Annotated in this window: 17 protein-coding genes; 6 read left to right on the top strand and 11 right to left on the bottom strand. The window is 45.9% G+C overall.

Features of this window, described 5'->3' with window-relative positions; translation table 11 throughout:
- Positions 1 to 244: 244 nt before the first annotated feature.
- The 3 genes from BC351_RS37750 to BC351_RS37740 form a co-directional block, all read right to left on the bottom strand.
- Positions 245 to 1,879 carry a helix-turn-helix domain-containing protein gene (locus BC351_RS37750; RefSeq protein WP_079420836.1) on the bottom strand — a complete coding sequence of 545 codons (1,635 nt, stop codon included), beginning with the start codon at positions 1,877 to 1,879 and terminating at the stop codon, positions 245 to 247.
- Between the two features lie 9 nt (positions 1,880 to 1,888).
- Positions 1,889 to 2,860: an ABC transporter substrate-binding protein gene (locus BC351_RS37745; protein ID WP_158082368.1), complete on the bottom strand. Its 972-nt coding sequence runs from the start codon at positions 2,858 to 2,860 to the stop codon at positions 1,889 to 1,891.
- A gap of 147 nt (positions 2,861 to 3,007) precedes the next feature.
- Positions 3,008 to 3,700 carry a DUF7002 family protein gene (locus BC351_RS37740; protein WP_144028658.1) on the bottom strand — a complete coding sequence of 231 codons (693 nt, stop codon included), beginning with the start codon at positions 3,698 to 3,700 and terminating at the stop codon, positions 3,008 to 3,010.
- Positions 3,701 to 3,920: 220 nt separating this feature from the next.
- On the opposite strand from BC351_RS37740, the gene BC351_RS44055 reads away from it, so the two are divergent.
- Together BC351_RS44055 and BC351_RS37735 are read left to right on the top strand one after the other, a co-directional pair.
- Positions 3,921 to 4,052, top strand: a complete 132-nt coding sequence (locus BC351_RS44055) for a hypothetical protein (RefSeq protein WP_279628406.1) — start codon at positions 3,921 to 3,923, stop codon at positions 4,050 to 4,052.
- Between the two features lie 56 nt (positions 4,053 to 4,108).
- The gene (locus BC351_RS37735; protein WP_079420833.1) at positions 4,109 to 4,537 is read left to right on the top strand and encodes a VOC family protein; all 429 of its coding nucleotides are present in this window, start codon (positions 4,109 to 4,111) and stop codon (positions 4,535 to 4,537) included.
- A gap of 122 nt (positions 4,538 to 4,659) precedes the next feature.
- Here BC351_RS37735 and cls read toward each other — a convergent pair whose 3' ends face one another.
- The 5 genes from cls to glgB form a co-directional block, all read right to left on the bottom strand.
- Positions 4,660 to 6,114, bottom strand: a complete 1,455-nt coding sequence (gene cls / locus BC351_RS37730) for a cardiolipin synthase (RefSeq protein ID WP_079420832.1) — start codon at positions 6,112 to 6,114, stop codon at positions 4,660 to 4,662.
- Between the two features lie 150 nt (positions 6,115 to 6,264).
- A complete protein-coding gene (gene glgA / locus BC351_RS37725) occupies positions 6,265 to 7,695 on the bottom strand; it encodes a glycogen synthase GlgA (RefSeq protein ID WP_079420831.1) in 1,431 nt (476 codons plus the stop codon).
- An 18-nt stretch (positions 7,696 to 7,713) separates the two neighbouring features.
- Positions 7,714 to 8,823 carry a glucose-1-phosphate adenylyltransferase subunit GlgD gene (glgD, locus tag BC351_RS37720; RefSeq protein ID WP_079420830.1) on the bottom strand — a complete coding sequence of 370 codons (1,110 nt, stop codon included), beginning with the start codon at positions 8,821 to 8,823 and terminating at the stop codon, positions 7,714 to 7,716.
- Positions 8,824 to 8,829: 6 nt separating this feature from the next.
- Complete coding sequence (locus BC351_RS37715; protein ID WP_079420829.1) at positions 8,830 to 9,978, bottom strand: glucose-1-phosphate adenylyltransferase; 1,149 nt, start codon at positions 9,976 to 9,978, stop codon at positions 8,830 to 8,832.
- Positions 9,921 to 11,927, bottom strand: coding sequence for a 1,4-alpha-glucan branching protein GlgB (glgB, locus tag BC351_RS37710; protein WP_079420828.1), 2,007 nt, complete (start codon positions 11,925 to 11,927; stop codon positions 9,921 to 9,923). The genes BC351_RS37715 and glgB overlap by 58 nt, the downstream gene beginning before the upstream one ends.
- 175 nt (positions 11,928 to 12,102) lie before the next feature.
- On the opposite strand from glgB, the gene BC351_RS37705 reads away from it, so the two are divergent.
- Genes BC351_RS37705 through BC351_RS37695 form a run of 3 tightly spaced genes read left to right on the top strand, consistent with a single transcriptional unit; the run spans position 12,103 to position 14,867 of the window.
- Entirely contained in the window at positions 12,103 to 13,230 is a 1,128-nt protein-coding gene (locus tag BC351_RS37705; RefSeq protein ID WP_079420827.1) for a peptidylprolyl isomerase, read from the top strand.
- A gap of 55 nt (positions 13,231 to 13,285) precedes the next feature.
- Positions 13,286 to 14,152 carry a class I SAM-dependent methyltransferase gene (locus BC351_RS37700; protein WP_079420826.1) on the top strand — a complete coding sequence of 289 codons (867 nt, stop codon included), beginning with the start codon at positions 13,286 to 13,288 and terminating at the stop codon, positions 14,150 to 14,152.
- A gap of 1 nt (position 14,153) precedes the next feature.
- A complete protein-coding gene (locus BC351_RS37695; protein WP_279628405.1) occupies positions 14,154 to 14,867 on the top strand; it encodes an RluA family pseudouridine synthase in 714 nt (237 codons plus the stop codon).
- A 15-nt stretch (positions 14,868 to 14,882) separates the two neighbouring features.
- On the opposite strand, the gene BC351_RS37690 is transcribed toward BC351_RS37695, so the two are convergent.
- On the bottom strand, positions 14,883 to 15,287 hold the full coding sequence (locus BC351_RS37690; protein ID WP_079421026.1) for a MarR family winged helix-turn-helix transcriptional regulator: 405 nt from the start codon (positions 15,285 to 15,287) through the stop codon (positions 14,883 to 14,885).
- 310 nt (positions 15,288 to 15,597) lie between these two features.
- On the opposite strand from BC351_RS37690, the gene BC351_RS42845 reads away from it, so the two are divergent.
- Positions 15,598 to 15,765: a hypothetical protein gene (locus BC351_RS42845; RefSeq protein ID WP_167388056.1), complete on the top strand. Its 168-nt coding sequence runs from the start codon at positions 15,598 to 15,600 to the stop codon at positions 15,763 to 15,765.
- Here the strand turns inward: BC351_RS42845 and gyrA are convergent.
- Both gyrA and parE read right to left on the bottom strand, forming a co-directional pair.
- Complete coding sequence (gene gyrA / locus BC351_RS37685) at positions 15,756 to 18,197, bottom strand: DNA gyrase subunit A (RefSeq protein WP_079420825.1); 2,442 nt, start codon at positions 18,195 to 18,197, stop codon at positions 15,756 to 15,758. The genes BC351_RS42845 and gyrA overlap by 10 nt on opposite strands.
- Positions 18,198 to 18,221: 24 nt before the next feature.
- Positions 18,222 to 20,189, bottom strand: coding sequence for a DNA topoisomerase IV subunit B (parE, locus tag BC351_RS37680; protein WP_079420824.1), 1,968 nt, complete (start codon positions 20,187 to 20,189; stop codon positions 18,222 to 18,224).
- Positions 20,190 to 20,235: the final 46 nt, after the last annotated feature.

The raw sequence follows: 20,235 nt of genomic DNA, 5'->3' as shown, positions 1-20,235 counted from the left end.
AATACTTTTTGCAATTTCAAAAATCAGGCTGTATTTACCAACTTGGACCCATGATCCGCTATATTCACTCTTGGAGAGAGACTATCTTTGCAACTATCATGACCGGCTTAAAAAGCATATTTTGCGTGGAAAACATCCATATCAACTTATGCCTGTCTTATAGCATCCTCAATTTGGGGGAATAGCAAAAAAACCGCTCAAATCCCTACATTGGAAGCAAGGAGAGAACAGTTTTTATGAAATTCTAATTATGAAATAACTGACTAATCTGTTGCATAAAGCGATCATGACCAAAAGCATTGTACTCATTCCAAGGAGCTTCCAAGCCAGTCAGGCCAGAAGTAAAATGAACTTGTTTGTTCTTCACAGCTTTAAGATCCCTCCAAGCCTCCTGTTTGGAAATTAGCTGCCATGTTGATTGCGAAATAGGATCCTTGGAAATGTTCATAATAATATGATCTGCATCCAAATCAGCAAGGTCCCGGACTTCAACTGACTTCGTCCATCCAATCTGGTCTATATGCTCTGCGGGAACAATCCCAAGATCATCATATAAAACTGTTCCAGCACGACGTCCCCATATTAATAATCGCTCATTGTGAACCACGACAACTAGAACCGATTGATCTTTCAAGATCATCTTAATGGATTTATGGATCCCCTTTGCCTTTTGATCGTAAGCATCGAGCCATTTCTCAGCGTCTTTTGTTTTACCTAGAAACTCTGCCGTTAATTGGTGATGCTCTCGCCAGCTTTTGTCCCATGGCAAGAATAGCGCAGGCGCGATTTGCGCCAGCCTTTTTTGTTCGTCCGCTTCAATCCAACAATCGATTCCAATAATATAATCCGGTTGCATTTTTCTCAAAGACTCACGATTGAAATCATAATGATGGCTTAACGGCACCAACACATCAAAAGCATATCTACTCCGGTAGTAGTCAGTCCAATAATGATCCAATGGAGCAGCATAGGGGATGATTTGCAGCGCCAATAATTGACCGATATTTACCCAGCTGTATGCAGCTATTTTCAAATGTGCCTGTTTCAAATAAACCGCAGGTGCTACGCTCATATGCTTCTTAAAGAGGTTGCTGAAGTACGTCTCATTCTTATACCCTACACGAAAAGCAATATCGCGAAGCGTACAATCGGGCATCTCCCTCATCAGCTTTTTGGCCTCGCTCAATCTCAGCTCTGTCACATATTCAATAACACCTTTACCGAATTTTTCTTTAAAAAGGCGCATGAAATGAAATCGACTCCATCCAATGTTTGCCGTGAGCTGTTCAATTGTAATTTCTTGGGCAAAATCACGTTCAAGCTGTCCCTTAGCATATTCCAGCGCCATGGCCGTCTTCTGCTCTTCATGTTTTAACACAAGTCCAATCAATTCGTGGAATCCTGCTTCACTGCTAAAACGGTCTGCTAAGCTGCCATTATTCCAAGTCGCGGCAATCGTTTTGCATAAAGGCAGCACCGCAGCTGCGGGCAGCATGATGGCTTCGCCTTCCACAGGGAAATTATGTATCGCATGTGCCACAGCCGTCTGTTCGGAGGCTGATTTCATTTCATACGCTTGAAACCGTAAAATTGTCAGCCCAAGCTCCCTTCCAGCATGCAAACCCGCTTCAATCAGCTGGCCCGGCCGACATAGGAACACAGCACCGGGGCGCAAAGGATAGTATTGCCCGTTAACAACAAGACGGCCTTCACTCGTATCGGATACAATGAACATTAGCGAATCGCTTTCAATAAAATCCCGCTCATGCGGCGATTTCAGCTGTGGCTCCGTTAACCGTTCAACCCCAATTAATTTAAACCATAGCTTGAAAAGCAGCTCTTCATTCTCTAAAAAGGATTTGGTCTCATCTATTCTCATAAGCTTCTATTATTTAACCAACGAACGCAGAACATCATCCATAATCAATTTATTGGCAATCGCGTTCTGGTTGAACCAATGACCTGAGTCCACTTCATAAACATGGCCTTGTTTCACCGCAGGAAGCTGTTTCCATAGCGGATTATCAACCGGTGCTTTAGCACGACCTTTGCCTGACAAGACGAAGATATAATCAACATCATCTAGCTGGGCTAATGCTTCTAACGAATAAGTATCATAATCACCTTTTAACAATTTCGGCTGCTTAAACCCGAATCCTTGATAGAGCATGTTGCCGCTGTAGAAATTAGCTCCGAACAACTTGAATCCTTTTTCATCAGCCGATTGCAATAATACAGCCGTTTTGTCGCCAATTGCCGCATGAATTTTCTCCTTCGACTCCTTCAGCTGTTGATCGTACTTCTTCAGAGCTTGCTCCGCTTCACTCGTTTTGCCAAGGACTTCGCCAAGCTTCGTCAAGTTGCCGCGCCAGTCATTTTCATTCGTAGAAAGCACAAAGGTAGGAGCAATCTTGGAAAACTCTTCATAGGTACCATTCTTCATATAAGTAGGCGCGAGCATAATGATTAAATCAGGGTTATGGCTTAGAGCTTGCTCTGGTTTAAGACCTCCGTTCATATCAAGAACTGGCACATCTTTAAGCACATTTTGCAAATAAAGCTGCGGCTCACCAGCGGCGGACCATTGTGCAGCAGGCTTAACCCCTATAGCAGTCATGGAATCTTCCAGAAATGGCGCGATGATATTCTTGGGCTGAGCTGGAACCTTAACCTCATGTCCCATGGCATCTTTCATAATCCGATCGGGCGCGGCAGTTTGAACAGCTTTTTCGGTAGATTGTGCGGCTGTTGGACTGCTTCCCCCTTGTTTTGTATCGTTACCGGCTCCACAGCCAGCTAAAAATAACGAGGTTATCACACAGACAGCTGTAATGTTTACCCATGTTCTTGCGTGTTTCATTATACTCTCCCCTTGAATGATACTGATTATCATTATCGATATAGTGGAGTATATATGAATATTGCCCATTTGTGAATACGCAAAAATGCTGAGTTTACTTAGAGGAGCAGCACAATTGTATAACTACGCCCCAGAATCGACCGCTTTTCACATGTTCTCTTGTTGTAAATTAGCCAGCGGCTTCACCAAACTCTCCCATCTTGCCGGTATTGCCTCCCTATGATCTGCATATACAGCTCGTAAATAATGTGAGATCAAAGTAACTTGATCTTCGACAACTACCTCTCGAATTTCGGAAGCTTTTGTAGGTACAAGATGATTTTTAACCGTCTTATAACTGTTCAGGGGTAGGAACATCTCAGGACTTTTCTTGTAGGAACAGGATTTGGGATACCGCGGTGAGCTTCCGGAGTCATATTTGGATAACTTCACTTCGGAATAGTGTGCAAGCAGTAGTGCGCTCGCGTCAAATTCTAATACGGCAAACCCTTCATGTGGCTCTCTTCTTGTATAAGTAGCTAGCATTTTCTGACAATCCTTCAACGTTGGCCAAAAAAATACATGCCGATCTATACACGCTCGAAATTGCTCCTGTGAAGTAGACGGATCTATCATACTGTCTGGAATTCTCAAATGAGCATTAATCGTGATCGCATGTTCCTTGTATATTGCGTTTAAAGCCGAAGTTCGGCGTTCTCCTGGCAGGACGGGATTGAGCATATAGCTGGAGAACAACGTATCGAAATGAGCCATTGCCGGCAAATTTTTTATTCTCGTAAAATGATAAAGACATCTTCTGCTTTTCGGTTTGGTAATGTCCGCGACTATGGTTTCCTTCATGATCACATTCCTTTTCACTTATTCTTTCCTACTTTGACCCCAAACTGCATGTGATATACCGCTTGAAAAAGAGATGTGATTTTTGGATAATAAAAGCAGAATGCCAAAACACAGTTCCGGTTGGTAGTCCGGACGCATGCGGATACAAAGTATCCCTTGTCAGTAACCTTCCCCCCTTGGGATGTCCCGCATTCTGATTGGAGCAAAGGGGGCGGTTCGTTTGAAACTAACCGACTCAGAGTTCAAAAAGCAAAAGAAAAACATCGCGGTAAATGAGGCTGCCTTAGGCAGCCTTTTCTGTGCGTTTGCCCTAATGCGGGCTGTGCCTCTAACATTGGCTTTAGAACTGTAAAATGATACAATTTGGAAGGTACATCTTCTACCCAATAAAGCGAAGGAGTGAAATGAATGTCATTGGATATTTATTTGAATTTCAAAGGAAACTGTCGAGAGGCCGTTGAGTATTATGCCTCAGTATTCGGCTTAGAGAAGCCCAACATTATGACATTTGGAGACAACCCTCAAGATCCTTCCTACCCGCTTCCAGAAGAAGCCAAGAATTTGGTTATGCACGCTCGCCTGAGCATTAGCGGCAGCACAGTCATGTTCTCTGATACGTTCCCTGGCATGCCTTATATAGCTGGAAACAATATCAGCTTATCGCTGGTCAGTCCCAACTTGGTAGAAGTCCAAAATGCCTTTCATAAGCTAAAAGAAGGCGGAAAAGTAGGCATGGAGCTGCAAGAAACTTTTTGGAGCAAATGCTATGGCAACTTGGAAGATAAATTCGGTATCCAGTGGCAGTTTAACTATGACAATGGCGAAACTGTTTACTAATTCCTATTAAATGAGAAAACCGTCAGGAAACCTCCTGACGGTTCTTTTGCATGCAAATGGATGCCAGAGGGATTCTTTCAAGCCAGCGCTAATCATTAGGGCTATCCCAAAACCAGAACAAACTATAGAATAGGAGATATTAACTTAGAGACAGATTCCAGAAAACGAATGCGCAGTGAGCGTTTATCGTATTCCTCAAGCGTCAACTCCATACACCCTTCCATGTCCTTCCAGAACGTATTTTCCAGCTTTTTAGCTGTTTCCGCATGGTACATAAGGGCATTGGTCTCAAAATTAAGCCGCAAGCTGCGAATATCGAAATTGGCCGTTCCCACGGAAGCAACTTTGCCATCGACAACGATCGTTTTCGCATGCAAAAAGCCTTGATCATACAAATAACATTTCACCCCTGCGCGCAGCAGCTCACCTACATAATACAAGGATGCCCAATGAACGAATAAGTGATCTGCTTTCTGTGGAATCATGATGCGTACTTCGATCCCTGACAAAGCTGCTATTCGCAAAGCATTCAGCATGCTTTCTTCCGGGATAAAATAAGGCGTTTGCAGCAAAATTCGACTCTTCGCCATATGAATCATCTTCAAAAAGGTATACACAAAATGAGGCCAAGCTTCGTTTGGTCCACTTGCCACAATTTGCATAGGCACCTGTGCCGGTTCTTCGGTTATTTTGGGATCTGGGAAATAGTACGGTTCCAGTTCCATCATCGTTTCTGAAGCTAAATTCCAATCGAGAATAAATCGGGACTGCAGCGCCCTGACTACACTGCCCGTCAAACGCAAATGGGTATCTCTCCAGTAGCCAAATTTCGGATCTAACCCAAGGTACTCGTTGCCCACATTGAAGCCGCCCATATAACCAATCTGACCATCAATGATGACAAGCTTGCGATGGTTCCGATAATTCACCCGATAATTCAAATAAGGAATTCGTGATGGAAAAAAGGCCGCCTTCTGACCCCCTGCTTTCAGAAAGTCCCGAAAAAACGAATCCTTCAATGATCGTGAACCAATATCATCGTACAAGAACCTGACAATAACGCCTTGTTCCGCTTTTTTAGTCAGAGCCTGCATCACCTTTTGTCCCAAAGAATCATTCTTCACGATGTAATACTGCATATGAATATGCGATTCAGCAGCTTCAATTTTCATTAATAAATCACTGAATTTCGCTACGCCGTCTGTAAAAATATGTACCCCGTTGTCTTGCGTTAGGAAAGCATCATTCGTAGCCACATTCAAATAAATTAAATCTCGATACTGGCCTACCATAGGATCAATATAAGGCAGTGTCCCATCCATCAATTGTTCCCGCTGCTCGGAAATAACGGTTTGAACCCTTTCCAGCATGCGGCGATTCCATTTGTACAGCTTTCTGCGGCTTAGATTTTGTCCGAATATCACATATAGAATAAATCCTAAAATAGGAATGAACAAAAGCACCATCAACCAAGACCATGTTGCGGCTACATTTCGCCGTTCCAAAAAAACAACCGCAATCGCAAGCAAAATATTAATAACGAATAAAAACGTAAGTGCGTGTGAGTACCAGTACATAATTCAACTCCACCATTTCATTGTCCAATGATACCCATTATACCTCAAATAGGCCAAATACGAAAAAGCCCTTATCCGCGTAATGGGAGCAAGAGTATTCTGAAAAGCAAAGACTGGAAGCCATAAGCCCCCAGTCCTTGTTTAGAACATTTATTTCACCATATCCTTATAAAGTGCCATATATTGCGCAGCTGATTTTTTCCAACTGAAATCGCCCTTTTTCATATTTTGCTGCATTTTCAACCAAGCATCTCGATCATTCTTGTAGAAAAATACAGCTCGGCGAATCGTGTGCAGCATATCATGCGCGTTATAATGGCTGAAGGTGAAACCAGTTCCTTCTCCAGTAAACTCATTGTACGGTTGGACCGTATCTTTGAGCCCGCCTGTCTCTCTTACAATAGGGACTGATCGATACCTGAGGGCAATTAATTGGCCTATGCCGCAAGGCTCGAACTGCGAAGGCATCAAGAACATGTCTGAAGCCGCATAAATTTGATGAGCCAAAGCTTCATCGAAATTAATTTGAGCCGACACTTTACCCGGGTGTGTCTGAGCGGCGTAGCGGAACATTTGCTCATAGCCCGCTTCCCCTGTACCCAGCACTACGAGTTGGATATCCAAACCTAGTATCTCTGGAAGCACGTGCTGGATAAGATCCAGCCCTTTTTGCTGCACAAGACGCGTAACCAAGGCAATCATCGGGACATCTCCATCCACCGGCAAGCCCAAACGCTCCTGAAGAGCCAGCTTGTTTTGCTGCTTCTTGGGTAAAGAATCACGATAATTCACCACAAGGTGCGGGTCCGTCATCGGATCGAAGATGTCATAGTCAATGCCATTGACGATGCCTTGCAGTTGATCCTTCCGGTGCCGCAGCAGGCTGTCCAAATACTCCCCGTAATAAGGCGTTTGGATTTCTTCGGCATAAGTCTGACTCACCGTAGTCAAACGATCCGAGTACAGAAGTCCGCCTTTGAGGAAACTGGCGCCGCCGTGCAATTCAAGCGCATTGCCCGTGAAATGATCGTCAGACAAACCGAACAAATCTTTCAAGAGCGATTGATCAAACACGCCTTGATATTTCAGGTTATGAACGGTCGTTACCGTTTTGATCTGGTTAAAGAAAGGCAAATGCTGATAGTGAGCTTTCAGCAAAACAGGGATCATACTGGCTTGCCAATCATGACAATGAATAACATCCGGCTGGAAATCAAGCAGCGGCAGGGCCTCAATCACGCCTCTGCAGAAGAAGCCGAATCGCTCAGCTTCATCGCCGTATCCATAAATACCAGGTCGTTTGAAGTAAAATTCATTATCCACGAAATAGAACGTAACGCCATCCTGTTCAAGCACGTCAATCCCGATGTACTGCTTGCGCCAACCGACATAAATATCAAACGTGACGACCGACGTCATAGCCTCCCGATACTTGGCTGGGATATCGCCATACTTCGGCAGAATCACTCTGACATCCAGACCTTGCTGGCTCAGTTCCTTCGGCAGTGAGCCAATGACATCAGCCAGACCTCCGGTTTTAATAAAAGGTACAGCCTCTGATGCGGCAAAAAGTACTTTCAATCTTCCCACTCCTCCAGACTAAATCACTTTCGTTTTCGCTGCGATGAATGGCGCTTTGTTGTCACCTGTCAACACGCGGCCGCGGCTGATGAAGACATCTTTATCCAGAATGGCATTCTCGATAATCACATTCTCCTCGATCTCACAGTTCTGAAGAATGATGCTGTTCTTCACATAAGCACCCTTACGAATTTTCACACCACGGAACAGGATACTATTCTCGACCTTGCCTTCGATCATGCAGCCGTTCGCCAGAAGCGTGTTCTTCACTGCTGCGGAATCCGAGTACTTGGCCGGCGGTTCATCCTTGACCTTGGTATAAATCAGATTCTTCTGGAAGAATAGTTCTCTCCAGATGGCAGGATTCAGAAGCTGCATACTGTGCTTATAGTAGCCTTGGATCGAATTAACGATGCCCACGTGGCCTTCGAATTTATACCCATAAACACTCAATTTATCAATGTTCTTCATGATACCGTCACGAACCAGATGATCATATCCTTGCGCTAAGCACGATTCAACCATATCCAGCAGCAATGCTTTGCTCATCACATACATTTCCATCGATATATTGTTGGTCCGCAAACGTCCCGTGTGATCTTCCATAAGGGTCACTTGACCGCTTTCTTTCACAGCTAGGCGGCGAAATTTCCCTTGAATCTCTTCATCCGTCTGTTTATATATAACCGTAATGTCGGCTTGTGAATCTTCGTGATAGCGAACCACGTCGCGCAAGTCAAGGTTGCACACCATATGACTGCGTGAAATAATGACCAATTCCTCTTTCCCCCGATAGAAATAGTCGCGGTGGCTGTAGAATTGATATAAGTCGCCACGGGAAATTCCTGTAGGCTCATCCATCACAGATGGCAGTACGAACAAACCGCCGCGCTTTCTGTCCAGATCCCACTCTTTGCCGGACCCCAGGTGATCCATTAACGAACGATATTTGTGTTGGGTGAAGACGGCCACATTATCAATTCCTGAATTAACCATATTGGATAAGGTAAAATCAATTAACCGATAACGTCCTCCGAACGGCACCGAAGCCGGGCAGCGAAAATAAGTCAGTTCCTCCAAATCATCCGGTTCATTTACTAAATTAATGACACCCATCACATGTTTCATCTGATATCATCCCTTCTGAATGGCGTTCGCTGTAATTCGTTCATTGCCGCCGATAAGTACTATTTCCCCGTTGCCATCTACGACAGCCCCGTCTTCAACCACCGTATTTTCACCAATAATAGCTTTATGTATGGTGACGTTATTGCCAATTTTGGCATTCGGCATGATGACAGAATCGCGGATTTGGCTGCCTTCGCCTACCTGCACGCCAAAAAATAACACAGAATGATCAACATCGCCAAAAATCGCACAGCCTTCATTCACAAGCGAACGCTTGATGTTAGCCGTTGGAGCAATATATTGGGCTGGCTGATAGGGATTCTGGGAATAAACACGCCAATCTTTATCGTTCAGATTGAGCTCATTTTTATCATCCAACAGATCCATATTCGCTTCCCATAAGCTGTCGATCGTACCGACGTCTTTCCAGTACCCTTCGAAAGGATACGCGAACATCCTTGCTTCATCTTTCAACATCATTGGAATGATATCTTTACCGAAATCTTTGCTGGAGTTCGGATTAGCTTCATCTTCAAGCAGATAAGCCTTCAGTACACTCCAGTTAAAAATATAGATACCCATCGAAGCCAAGTTGCTGTTAGCTTCTTTTGGTTTTTCTGCGAATTCAGTTACTTCCTGTTTGTCATTCACGCTCATAATCCCGAAGCGGCTGGTTTCTTCCCATTTCACTTCAATAACAGCAATGGTAGCATCCGCCTTCTTCTCTTTGTGATACGACAGCATGAGATCATAGTCCATTTTATAAATGTGATCACCTGAAATGACCAAGACATACTCAGGATCATATTGCTCAATAAAACCAATGTTGCGGTAGATGGCATTGGCTGTGCCTTTGTACCAATCGCCGCCTTTTTGCTCCATGAAGGGTGGCAGTACCGTGACACCGCCATATTTACGGTCCAAATCCCATGAGCTTCCAATGCCGATATACGTGTTGAGTACCAGCGGCTGATACTGCGTAAGAACACCGACAGTGTCAATTCCTGAGTTCGTGCAATTGCTAAGGGTGAAATCAATAATCCGATACTTCCCGCCAAAATGCACGGCTGGCTTAGCCAAATTGTTCGTCAGAACGCCTAATCTTCGTCCTTCTCCTCCAGCGAGGAGCATGGCAACACACTCTTTACTGCGCATATCTGATTTCCCCCTTCAACTTCGTCAATCACAGTTTGGAATTCACTTCTACATTTTATATAAACAGCCGCAAGCGGCGGAATACACAAGGATAGACTATGACGCAAATTATGCCATGGGCGTTGTTCGCTTGTAATCGGAAGCTTGTTGCCTTGTCCAGATCCACCATACGCAGGATCATCGCTGTTAAAAACAATGTCATAGACGCCATGCTTGGGAACACCAATACGGTAATCGGGATGAACGACCGGGGTGAAATTACAGACCAGAATCAAGTCATCCTCGGGCAAATTCCCTTTGCGCATGAAAGTCACAACACTTTGGCTTTCATCATGCGGATTAATCCATTGAAAGCCTTCATAACTATGATCCAACTGCCACAAGGCAGGTTCATCCAAGTAAAATTGGTTGAGTGACTTCACAAAATGATGCATTTGCTGGTGCTTTTCATAGCCGTCCAATAAGAACCAGTCGACTTCCTCCTGATCCTTCCATTCGTCGAATTGACCGAATTCACTGCCCATGAACAACAGCTTTTTGCCTGGATGGCCTGACATATAACCATAAAGAACACGTAGATTTGCGAATTTCTGCCAGTAATCTCCCGGCATTTTATGTAAGAGTGAACGTTTGCCATGTACGACCTCATCGTGAGAAAAAGGAAGCACATAATTCTCACTAAACGTGTACATGAACGAAAACGTAATTAACTTATGATGATATTTGCGGTTAATCGGATCAAGCTTCATATAACGAAGCATATCGTTCATCCAGCCCATGTTCCACTTGTAATTAAATCCAAGCCCTCCGTCATGAACCGGTGCTGTAACGAGCGGCCAATCCGTCGAATCCTCGGCCATCATTAAAGCATCTGGGAAATAGGAGAATACCACTTGATTCAATTTGCGTAGAAATGCCACCGCTTCGGGATTATCATCCCCGCCCCATTGATTCTTGATCGGCTTTTCATTCCATCTACCGAAATTCAAATGAAGCATAGAAGCTACAGCATCCACACGAATGCCATCAATATGATACATGTCCATCCAAAAAACAGCATTAGAAATTAAGAAACTCTGCACCTCCGGTCGCCCGAAGTCGAACGTGAGCGTCCCCCACTCCAGCTTTTCCGCTTTGCGAGGATCTTCATATTCATACAGGGGTTTTCCGTCGAACTGCCGAAGTCCATGACTGTCTTTGCAGAAATGGCCTGGCACCCAGTCCATAATGACGCCAATCCCCTTCTGGTGGCAGCGATCAACGAATTGCATGAACGCCTTCGGAGAACCGTGCCGGCTCGTTACAGAATAATAGCCTGTCGCTTGATAGCCCCAAGACCGGTCAAACGGATGCTCGGCAAGCGGCATTAATTCAATATGGGTATATCCCATTTCAGCTGCATAATCCACAAGCTCGCCTGCCAGCTGCTCATATGTATATAAATCTTCACTGTGGCGATCTTTCTTGCGCCATGTCCCTAAGTGTACTTCATAAATAGCAAGCGGCTTATTGTAGGCAGGCACTTCTTTTTTGAGCTGCTGCCAGCTTTGATCCTGCCACTCATATCCGTCCAAATCAACGACACGCGAGGCGGTGCCTGGTCGTAATTCGGAATAAAAGGCATAGGGATCAGCTTTCAACTGAACTTGACCTGTCTGGCTATGAATCTCGTATTTATAATGATCGCCTTCACCTGCTTCTGGCACAAATACCATCCAAACGCCAAGTGTGCTTACTCTTTCCATGGGGTGTGCCCCAGATTGCCATTGATTAAAATCACCAAGCAAATAAATCTGTTTGGCATGAGGTGCCCATAAGGTAAAGCGAACTCCCTCTTGCCCGGTTGTCTTGCTTACATGCGCCCCTAGGATGCGATAGCTTTGGTAAAGGGATCCTTCATGAAGCAGAAATAAGTCTTCTGAGCTGGGTATACCAACATTTGCCCCCATGTTAACCTCCTAAATCCAACGTTTTGATTCGAATCTCTATGCAACAATAAACGCTTACTCTACAAATACAACAAGCAGGTAAAGAATTCCTTCAATTCCATTTGATTAAAAAAAGGAAAATACACGGCCTTAGGTGAATTAATAGGATGACAACTGACTGAAAGGTGGAAATGAAATGATGAAAGACAAAGTAAAAGGACTCGTCGTTGGCATAACGATTGGTTCATTAATTAGCGGGACTGTCGCTTTTGCGGCAAGCAGCCAAATCGATGTAGCATTCCGAAGCCTAAAGTATATGTTTGATGGCGTCGAAAAAGCACCAACCGAAGGAAAAGCATTCATTTATGAAGGCTCTACTTATGTACCCCTTCGCTTCGTAAGTGAAGCACTTGGCAAAAAAGTCGAGTGGGATGAAGCCAATGAAACCGTCTGGATAGGCAATAATCCGAATCGTGTCGTCGCTACTTACAAAGGTGGACAAGTGACCAAAGGTGAGTTTGATACTTTTTTTGCGTTGCAGGCACTGTTCAATAACGCTCACAGTACATCCAAGGATGATCCTGAATATCAGAAGAGCATGGTTACGGAATTGATCCAAAACCGCATCCTCTACAGCAGATCTTCTGATGCTGATCAAACTGCTGCCAAAGCCGGAGCGGCTAAACAGATCAGCACATGGAAAGCACAGTTTGGCGAAGCTAAATTCTTGGAAGACCTGAAAAAAGCAAACGTAACGGAAACAGATCTTCAGTACTTCTTAGTGGGCAGCTTATGCGCTCAGAACGTGATCAAATCCAGCATTACTGATGCGCAATTAAAAGCCAAATATGAGGATTCCCTCAAAGTGGATAAAAATGCATTCACGATCGCCTCCGTGCGACATATCCTTATTGGATTAACCTCAGGAGAAGACGGCAGCAAGACTCGGACCAAAGAAGAAGCGCTCAAAATTGCCAAAGATGTGCAGCAAAAACTGAAAAACGGCGATGACTTCGTGAAGCTAGCCAAAGAATATTCCGATGATCCAGGTTCCAAAGATAACGGCGGCTTATATGCGGACGCTGATGTGAACCAATGGGTTCCTGAATTTAAGAAAGCCACGATTGAACAGCCGGTTGGCACGGTTGGCGAGCCTGTCGAATCGCAATTTGGCTACCATTTGATTAAAGTGGACAGCCGTTCCGTGAAATCTTTTGACGCTGTGAAAGAGCAGCTGCGCGCCGCACTCGAGCAAGATCAATTCCAACAATTTTCCCAAAAAGAACTGCATGATTTGATTGAAAAGATCGATTTAAGTCAATAAATGGTGTACAATGAATGTTTGTTAAAGTATACAAGTTGAAGGATGGATTACAGCAATGTTTTATGCAAAAGATTGGGCAGATTACGAGCTTCTCGATACGGGCGGCGGCGAAAAGCTGGAGCGTTGGGGCTCCATCGTTCTGAGAAGACCGGACCCACAAATTATATGGCCGTTGGAAAAAGAAACAGCGCAGTGGCGCCAAGCTGATGCGCATTATCACCGCAGCTCCAGCGGCGGCGGACAATGGCAGCAAAACGCCGAGCTTCCTGAGCGCTGGACGATTACCTACGACCAGAAGCTTTCGTTCTACATTAAGCCAACCAGCTTCAAGCATACAGGCTTATTCCCAGAACAAGCGGTGAACTGGAAATGGATGATCGATAAGATCCAGCAGGCAGGACGTCCGATTAAAGTGTTGAATCTGTTCGCCTATACAGGCGGAGCTTCCCTTGCTTGCGCATATGCCGGCGCCGAGGTATGTCATGTCGATGCATCCAAAGGTGTCGTGCAATGGGCGAAAGAGAATTTGCAGCTGAGTGGACTTGGCAGCCGTCCTGTTCGCTTTATTACAGATGATGTTTTCAAATTTGTCCAAAGAGAGCAGCGTCGCGGCAGTAAATATGATGCGATCATCATGGACCCGCCTTCCTACGGACGTGGACCTAATGGCGAGACATGGAAATTGGAAGATGACCTCTTCCCATTCATCCAAACGTGCAAGACGATTCTCACGGACAATCCGTTATTCCTGTTGATCAACTCGTATACGACAGGCATTTCGTCTACCGTGCTTGAAAATATCTTGACCATGTCGATGAAAGCCAAGCATGGCGGCACGATCTCCAGCGGAGAAATCGGCTTGCCGATTACGAACTCCGGCCTAAAGCTTCCGTGCGGCATCCTAGGACGCTGGGAGGCGTAACGTGAGCCGATCGAACGATGTTTCGGGAGCATCTCAAATCCCGATTTTGTTCGAAGACAACCACATTCTTGTGGTGGAGAAGCCCGTCAATATGCCCACGCAGGAAGATGAATCGCGTGATCTGGATCTGCTCAATGCGCTGAAGGACGATATCAAGCTGCGGTACAACAAGCCTGGGAACGTGTACCTCGGGCTTGTACACCGTCTGGATCGTCCAGTTGGCGGCGTGATGGTCTTCGCCAAAACGTCAAAAGCCGCGTCACGATTATCGGACGCGGTCAGAACACGGCAGCTCGACAAGACATATGTCGCTGTCGTGCACGGTAAGCCGCCACAGCCGTCCGCTACGCTTCGTCATTGGCTTTGGAAGGACACACGCACGAATACCGTCAGCGTGGTCAGAGAAGGCCAGCAGGACGCCAAGGAGGCTGTGCTGGACTATAAGCTGCTGGGCAGCCAGGACGGGTTCAGCTTGATCCAGATCAAGCTTCACACCGGGCGGCCGCATCAAATCCGCGTGCAGCTGGCAGCCATCGGCTGCACGCTCTACGGCGACCAGCGCTACGGCAGCGCGGTCAACAAGCCCGGCCAGCAGCTTGCGCTCTGGGCGACGGCGCTTTCCTTTGAGCATCCAACGCTCAAAGAGACGATGCGCTTCAGGTCGCTGCCGCCGATGCAGCGGCCGTGGACTGAATTTACGATCCCAGAATTGTAAATTCACTGGCAGCTGTTAATTGGCGACTTTCCCCAACAAATAAATAAGCAATTTCTGATTATGGGCGGAAACGCGACTCAGGTACGAATCCAACAGTTCTTCACGGATGGATGTACCTCTCTCGCATTCCGTCTTTCCTTTTTCCGTGACATTGACCCACACGATTCTGCGGTCCTTCTCGTCCCGCTCCCGCGCAATTAACTCCGCTTTCTCCATCCGGTCCAGTAGCGTTGTGACAGCCGCAGGTGTTGTGGATAAATATTCAATAAGATCCGAAGGCTTCATCCGCTCATGTGTCATTAGCAGTTCCAGTACATGCAGCTGACCTTCCGTAATGGTAGGAGCCAAGCCTACCTCCATTTGATTCTTCAATTCCTTGGACAATTTAAGCCATAACTTTCCGAACTCATCGGAATACATCTTCCTCATCAACTCGCTTCCAACATCTTCTAACGCCAGTATAGCACGCCTTTTCTCTCGTTTAAAGGTTAATGCCATTAATATTTTCAGACAAATCTTGCGCCCTGCTGAGACATGCTGTGACTTCACAGGACATGCTGTCGATCATTCCCTAACTTTGTCCAATCACGCGCGGATAACCAAGCTTTTCGACTTCTTTTAACAATCTGCTGGGCACTTACATATACTGTGGAGTAGATGCAAATAACCCTTATCCCTGCTTGTGCTGCTTGCTTGGCGAAATGATGCTCATCTAAAGGAGTGGTTCATTATGGAAGATTGGAAAGTAGAGCTTGGCAAAAAAGCTCTGAATGCCGGCGTATTAAAAGACCCACAGTGGCTGGATCGATTAGACGAACCGATGCCTCTGTGGGTCCTATTGGAAATTGCTTTTCAGCTTATTGAGAAGCTCGATCCCCCTTCAATCAGCTATGACTGAGGAAATCGCAGCACGTCGATAATTGTTTCTGTTTTGGTTACAGGAATCATCTGCTTGCCTTGTGCTTTGCGGTCTTCCAAAGGCGCCGTTTCCGTTGAGAATCGCAGCTTATCGCCATTGCTCATGATCGCTGTAATGAGATAATCCATTTTCACGATAAACGTTCGGATCAACGCTGAACCGTTTGGTCGCACGCGCTTGCCTTCCTTGAATTCGAAGGTTAGAATCCCCTTCCCACCGCGTCCTTGAATCGGATAGTCGACGACAAGGGATCGCTTCGCATACCCGAGGTCCGAGATCACGAGTACTTCCCCTTCATCCCCATAAATCCACTCGGCTGCGACAATTTCGTCGTCGTCCTTGAGCTGGATGCCGCGAACACCAGCGGCCGCACGGCCCATCGGGTTCACTTCCTCCTCACGGAAACGGATGCTCATTCCTAGTTTCGTGACCAGCAAGATTTCCTTCGTATTGTCACTCAGGTGTACATGCAGCACTTCGTCGTTCTCGCCGATCTTACAAGCTACAAGCCCGTTTGAACGGTTCGTCATGTACTCCTTCAGCTCCGTACGTTTCACTTGACCCTTGCGGGTTACAAAGACGAGTGACTTCGTCGGATCATCAAAGCCTTTGACCGGAATCACGTTGACGATCCGATCTTCCTTAGCAATTGGAATGACATTGACAATAGCAGTGCCGTTCTCTTTCCACTTGTACTCAGGTATTTGGTGAACCGGCAGCAAGTAATACTGCCCTTTCTTCGTGAAAATCAACAGATTCTCAATGGTATTCACGTCCAGCAGGAAGCGCAAGTAATCACGTTCCTTAAGTCCCGTGTTCTCCAATTCACCGCCAGAACGTGTGAACGAAAGCTTGCTCGTCCGCTTTAAGTAACCTTCATTGGAAAGTGTGACAAAGACATCTTCCGAATTGACGAGAACTTCCAAATTAACCTTCAGCTCTTCAACTTCACCTTGGATTTCGGAGCGGCGATCAATCCCATACTTTTTGCGAACCTCGCCCATTTCATCTTTAATGACGCCAAGCAGCTTCTTCAAGCTGCCCAGAATGCCGCGTAAATAGGCAATCGTTTTCTCAACGTCTTTCAGCTCTTTTTCAAGCGTTGTAATTTCTAAATTCGTCAGACGGTATAATTGCAAAACGAGAATGGCATCGGCTTGACGCTCTGAGAACCCGAATTTCTCGACGAGGTTGTTTTGTGCATCTTGTCTGTTCTTGGAAGCCTTGATAACGGCAATCACTTCGTCCAAAATATTTAACGCTTTGACAAGCCCTTCCAACACATGCGCGCGGTCCTCGGCTTTCTCAAGCTCATATTGCGAGCGGAAAGTGACAACTTCTTTCTGATGCTCAATATAAGCTTCCAGAATCTCACGAATACCTAATTGCCGTGGAGCTTTGTTCACAATCGCAACCATGTTGAAGTTGTAGGTCACTTGCAAATCCGTTTTCTTGAGCAAATAGGCAAGAATCCCTTGCGCATCCGCTTCCTTTTTCAACTCGATGACAATTCTTAAGCCATTACGGCCGCTTTCGTCACGGACTTCTGCAATGCCTTCGATTTTCTTCTCAAGTCGAATATTTTCCATCGCAGTAACGAGACGAGATTTCACAACTTGATAAGGAATCTCGGTGATCACAAGCTGCTGCCGACCGCCGCGCATATCTTCAATGGCTGTTTTGGAACGGATATGGATACGTCCTTTACCCGTACGGTAAGCTTCCCGAATCCCATCTTCGCCCATAATAATCCCGGAAGTAGGGAAATCGGGACCTTTGACGATTTGCATCAATTCATCCACCGTTATTTCCGGTTTATCGATCATGGCCGTACAGGCATCGATGATTTCCCGTAAATTATGAGGTGGAATTTCAGTTGCGAACCCGGCGGAAATACCACTGACGCCATTGACAAGCAGATTCGGATAACGGGCCGGAAGCACAACTGGCTCTTTAGTCGAGTTATCAAAGTTATCCTTGAACATAACCGTTCTCTTCTCGATATCACGCAGCAGCTCCATGGCAATCTCAGAGAGACGAGCTTCTGTATAACGCATAGCAGCGGGCGGATCATCATCCAAGGAACCCCAGTTGCCATGTCCGTCAACGAGGGTATGTCCCATCTTCCAAGGTTGTGCCATCCGCACCATGCCATCATAGATGGAGGCATCTCCATGCGGATGGTAGTTCCCCATCACATCACCGACGGTTTTGGCGGATTTACGATAAGGTTTATCCGGCGTGTTCCCCGAGTCATACATCGCGTACAGCACACGTCGTTGTACGGGCTTCAAGCCATCTCGAACGTCCGGGATCGCGCGATCCTGAATAATATATTTGGAATAACGCCCGAAGCGATCGCCTACGATCTCCTCTAGAAAGGCGGGCAAAAACTCTTCTAAAATACTCAACTTTCAGTCACCACTCTTTTTGGTCTACTCTACATATTCGGTAAAATCGACGTTCTCGATAATCCAACGCTTGCGCGGATCTACTTTATCACCCATCAAAGTTGTTACACGACGCTCAGCTTTCGCCGCATCTTCAATTTGCACTTGCAGAAGTGTCCGGCTCTCGGGGTTCATCGTCGTTTCCCACAGCTGATCCGGATTCATCTCGCCAAGACCCTTGTAACGCTGAAGTTCGGTATTCTTGCCTAATTCTTTGACTACAACCTGCAATTGATCATCTGTCCAAGCATAACGATGACCGCCATTTTTGCCTTTTCTGGTCACTTTATACAGAGGAGGCTGGGCGATATAGATTTTGCCGGCATCAATCAAAGGCTTCATGTAGCGGTAGAAGAAGGTTAGAAGCAGCACTTGAATGTGCGCACCGTCCGTATCGGCATCAGTCATAATAATAATCTTGCCGTAATTCATCTCTTCTAATTCAAATTCGGAACCAACGCCTGCTCCAATAGCCGCGATGATCGCTTTGTACTCTTCATTCTTCATAATGTCGAGAAGCTTCGCTTTCTCGGGATTCATCGGCTTTCCTTTGAGCGGCAAAATAGCCTGGTGCTTCGAGTCGCGTCCTTGCTTCGCAGAACCACCGGCGGAATCACCTTCCACGACGAACAATTCATTACGCTGCAAATCCTTCGATTGGGCAGGCGTCAGCTTGCCGTTCAGGTTGGAGCTTTCGCTCTTTCCTTTCTTGCCGCTGCGAATCTCTTCGCGTGCTTTGCGAGCAGCTTCTCTTGCTTTGGATGCTTGTACAGCTTTCCTCAGCATCATTTGCGCGATTTGTGGATTTTCCTCCAAAAACACAGTCATTTTATCCGTTACAATCGCATCTACGACGCTTCGTGCAATGGCACTTCCGAGCTGATCTTTCGTTTGACCGACGAATTCCACATCGCCCATTTTAATATTAATAACGACCATCATACCTTCACGAAGATCGGTACCGTCTAGATTTTTCTCTTTTTCTTTGAGAATTCCTGCTTTGCGGGCATATTCATTCATCACACGCGTATAGGCTGTCTTGAAGCCAGTCTCATGTGTACCGCCGCCGCGGGTCGGAATCGCATTCACGAAAGAAGCAATCGTTTCGGTATACCCGTCATTGTATTGAAGTGCGACTTCAACTTCAATTTCATCCTTCTCGGAGGCAAAATGAATGACAGGATGAAGCACCGTCTTCTCTTCATTGAGGAATTCAACGAATTGGCTTGCGCCGCCTTCGTACTGGAAAGAATCCAGTTTATCCGTTCTTTCATCCTTCAAATTAACAAGAAGCCCGGAATTCAAAAACGCAATTTCTTGCAATCGCTCTGCAAGTGTATCATAGCTAATCGTTGTTCCGCCTTGGAATACGCGTTTGTCAGGCTTGAAGGTTACCTTCGTCCCTGTGCGATTCGTATTCCCGATAATATCAAGACCTGTAACGGGTTCACCAACATGTTCAATACCCTTATCATCAACCCAATACTCAAAGCGCATTTTGTGCACCTTGCCGTCGCGGTTGATTTCTACTTCCAGCCACTCTGAAAGCGCATTGGTAACGGATGCTCCTACACCATGCAATCCCCCAGATTTCTTGTAGCCCGAACCGCCGAACTTTCCTCCGGCATGAAGAATGGTAAACACAACTTGCGGTGTTGGAACACCGGTCTTGTGCGTCCCAGTCGGAATGCCCCTGCCGTTGTCCTGCACAGTAATCGACTGATCTTTATGTATGGTGACCATAATCTTGGAACAATGCTTCGCTAGATGCTCATCAACCGCATTATCTACGATCTCCCAGATCAAATGATGCAAGCCGGAAGCACTTGTGCTGCCGATATACATCCCTGGTCTTTTGCGCACTGCGACAAGTCCCTCCAGAACCTGTATATCATCCACATCATAATCCGATGCAGGGGCTTTTCCATTCGCAAATTCTAGCTGCTCAGTCATTGAAGCCCTCCTTTATCTCTAATAGGGGATCTTTGATAGAGATCAA

Origin of the sequence: Paenibacillus ferrarius (genome assembly GCF_002027705.1) — a bacterium.
Lineage (GTDB): Bacteria > Bacillota > Bacilli > Paenibacillales > NBRC-103111 > Paenibacillus_E > Paenibacillus_E ferrarius.
The sequence above is the reverse complement of the archived record's forward strand: the minus strand, read 5'-3'. Positions and strand labels throughout refer to the sequence as shown.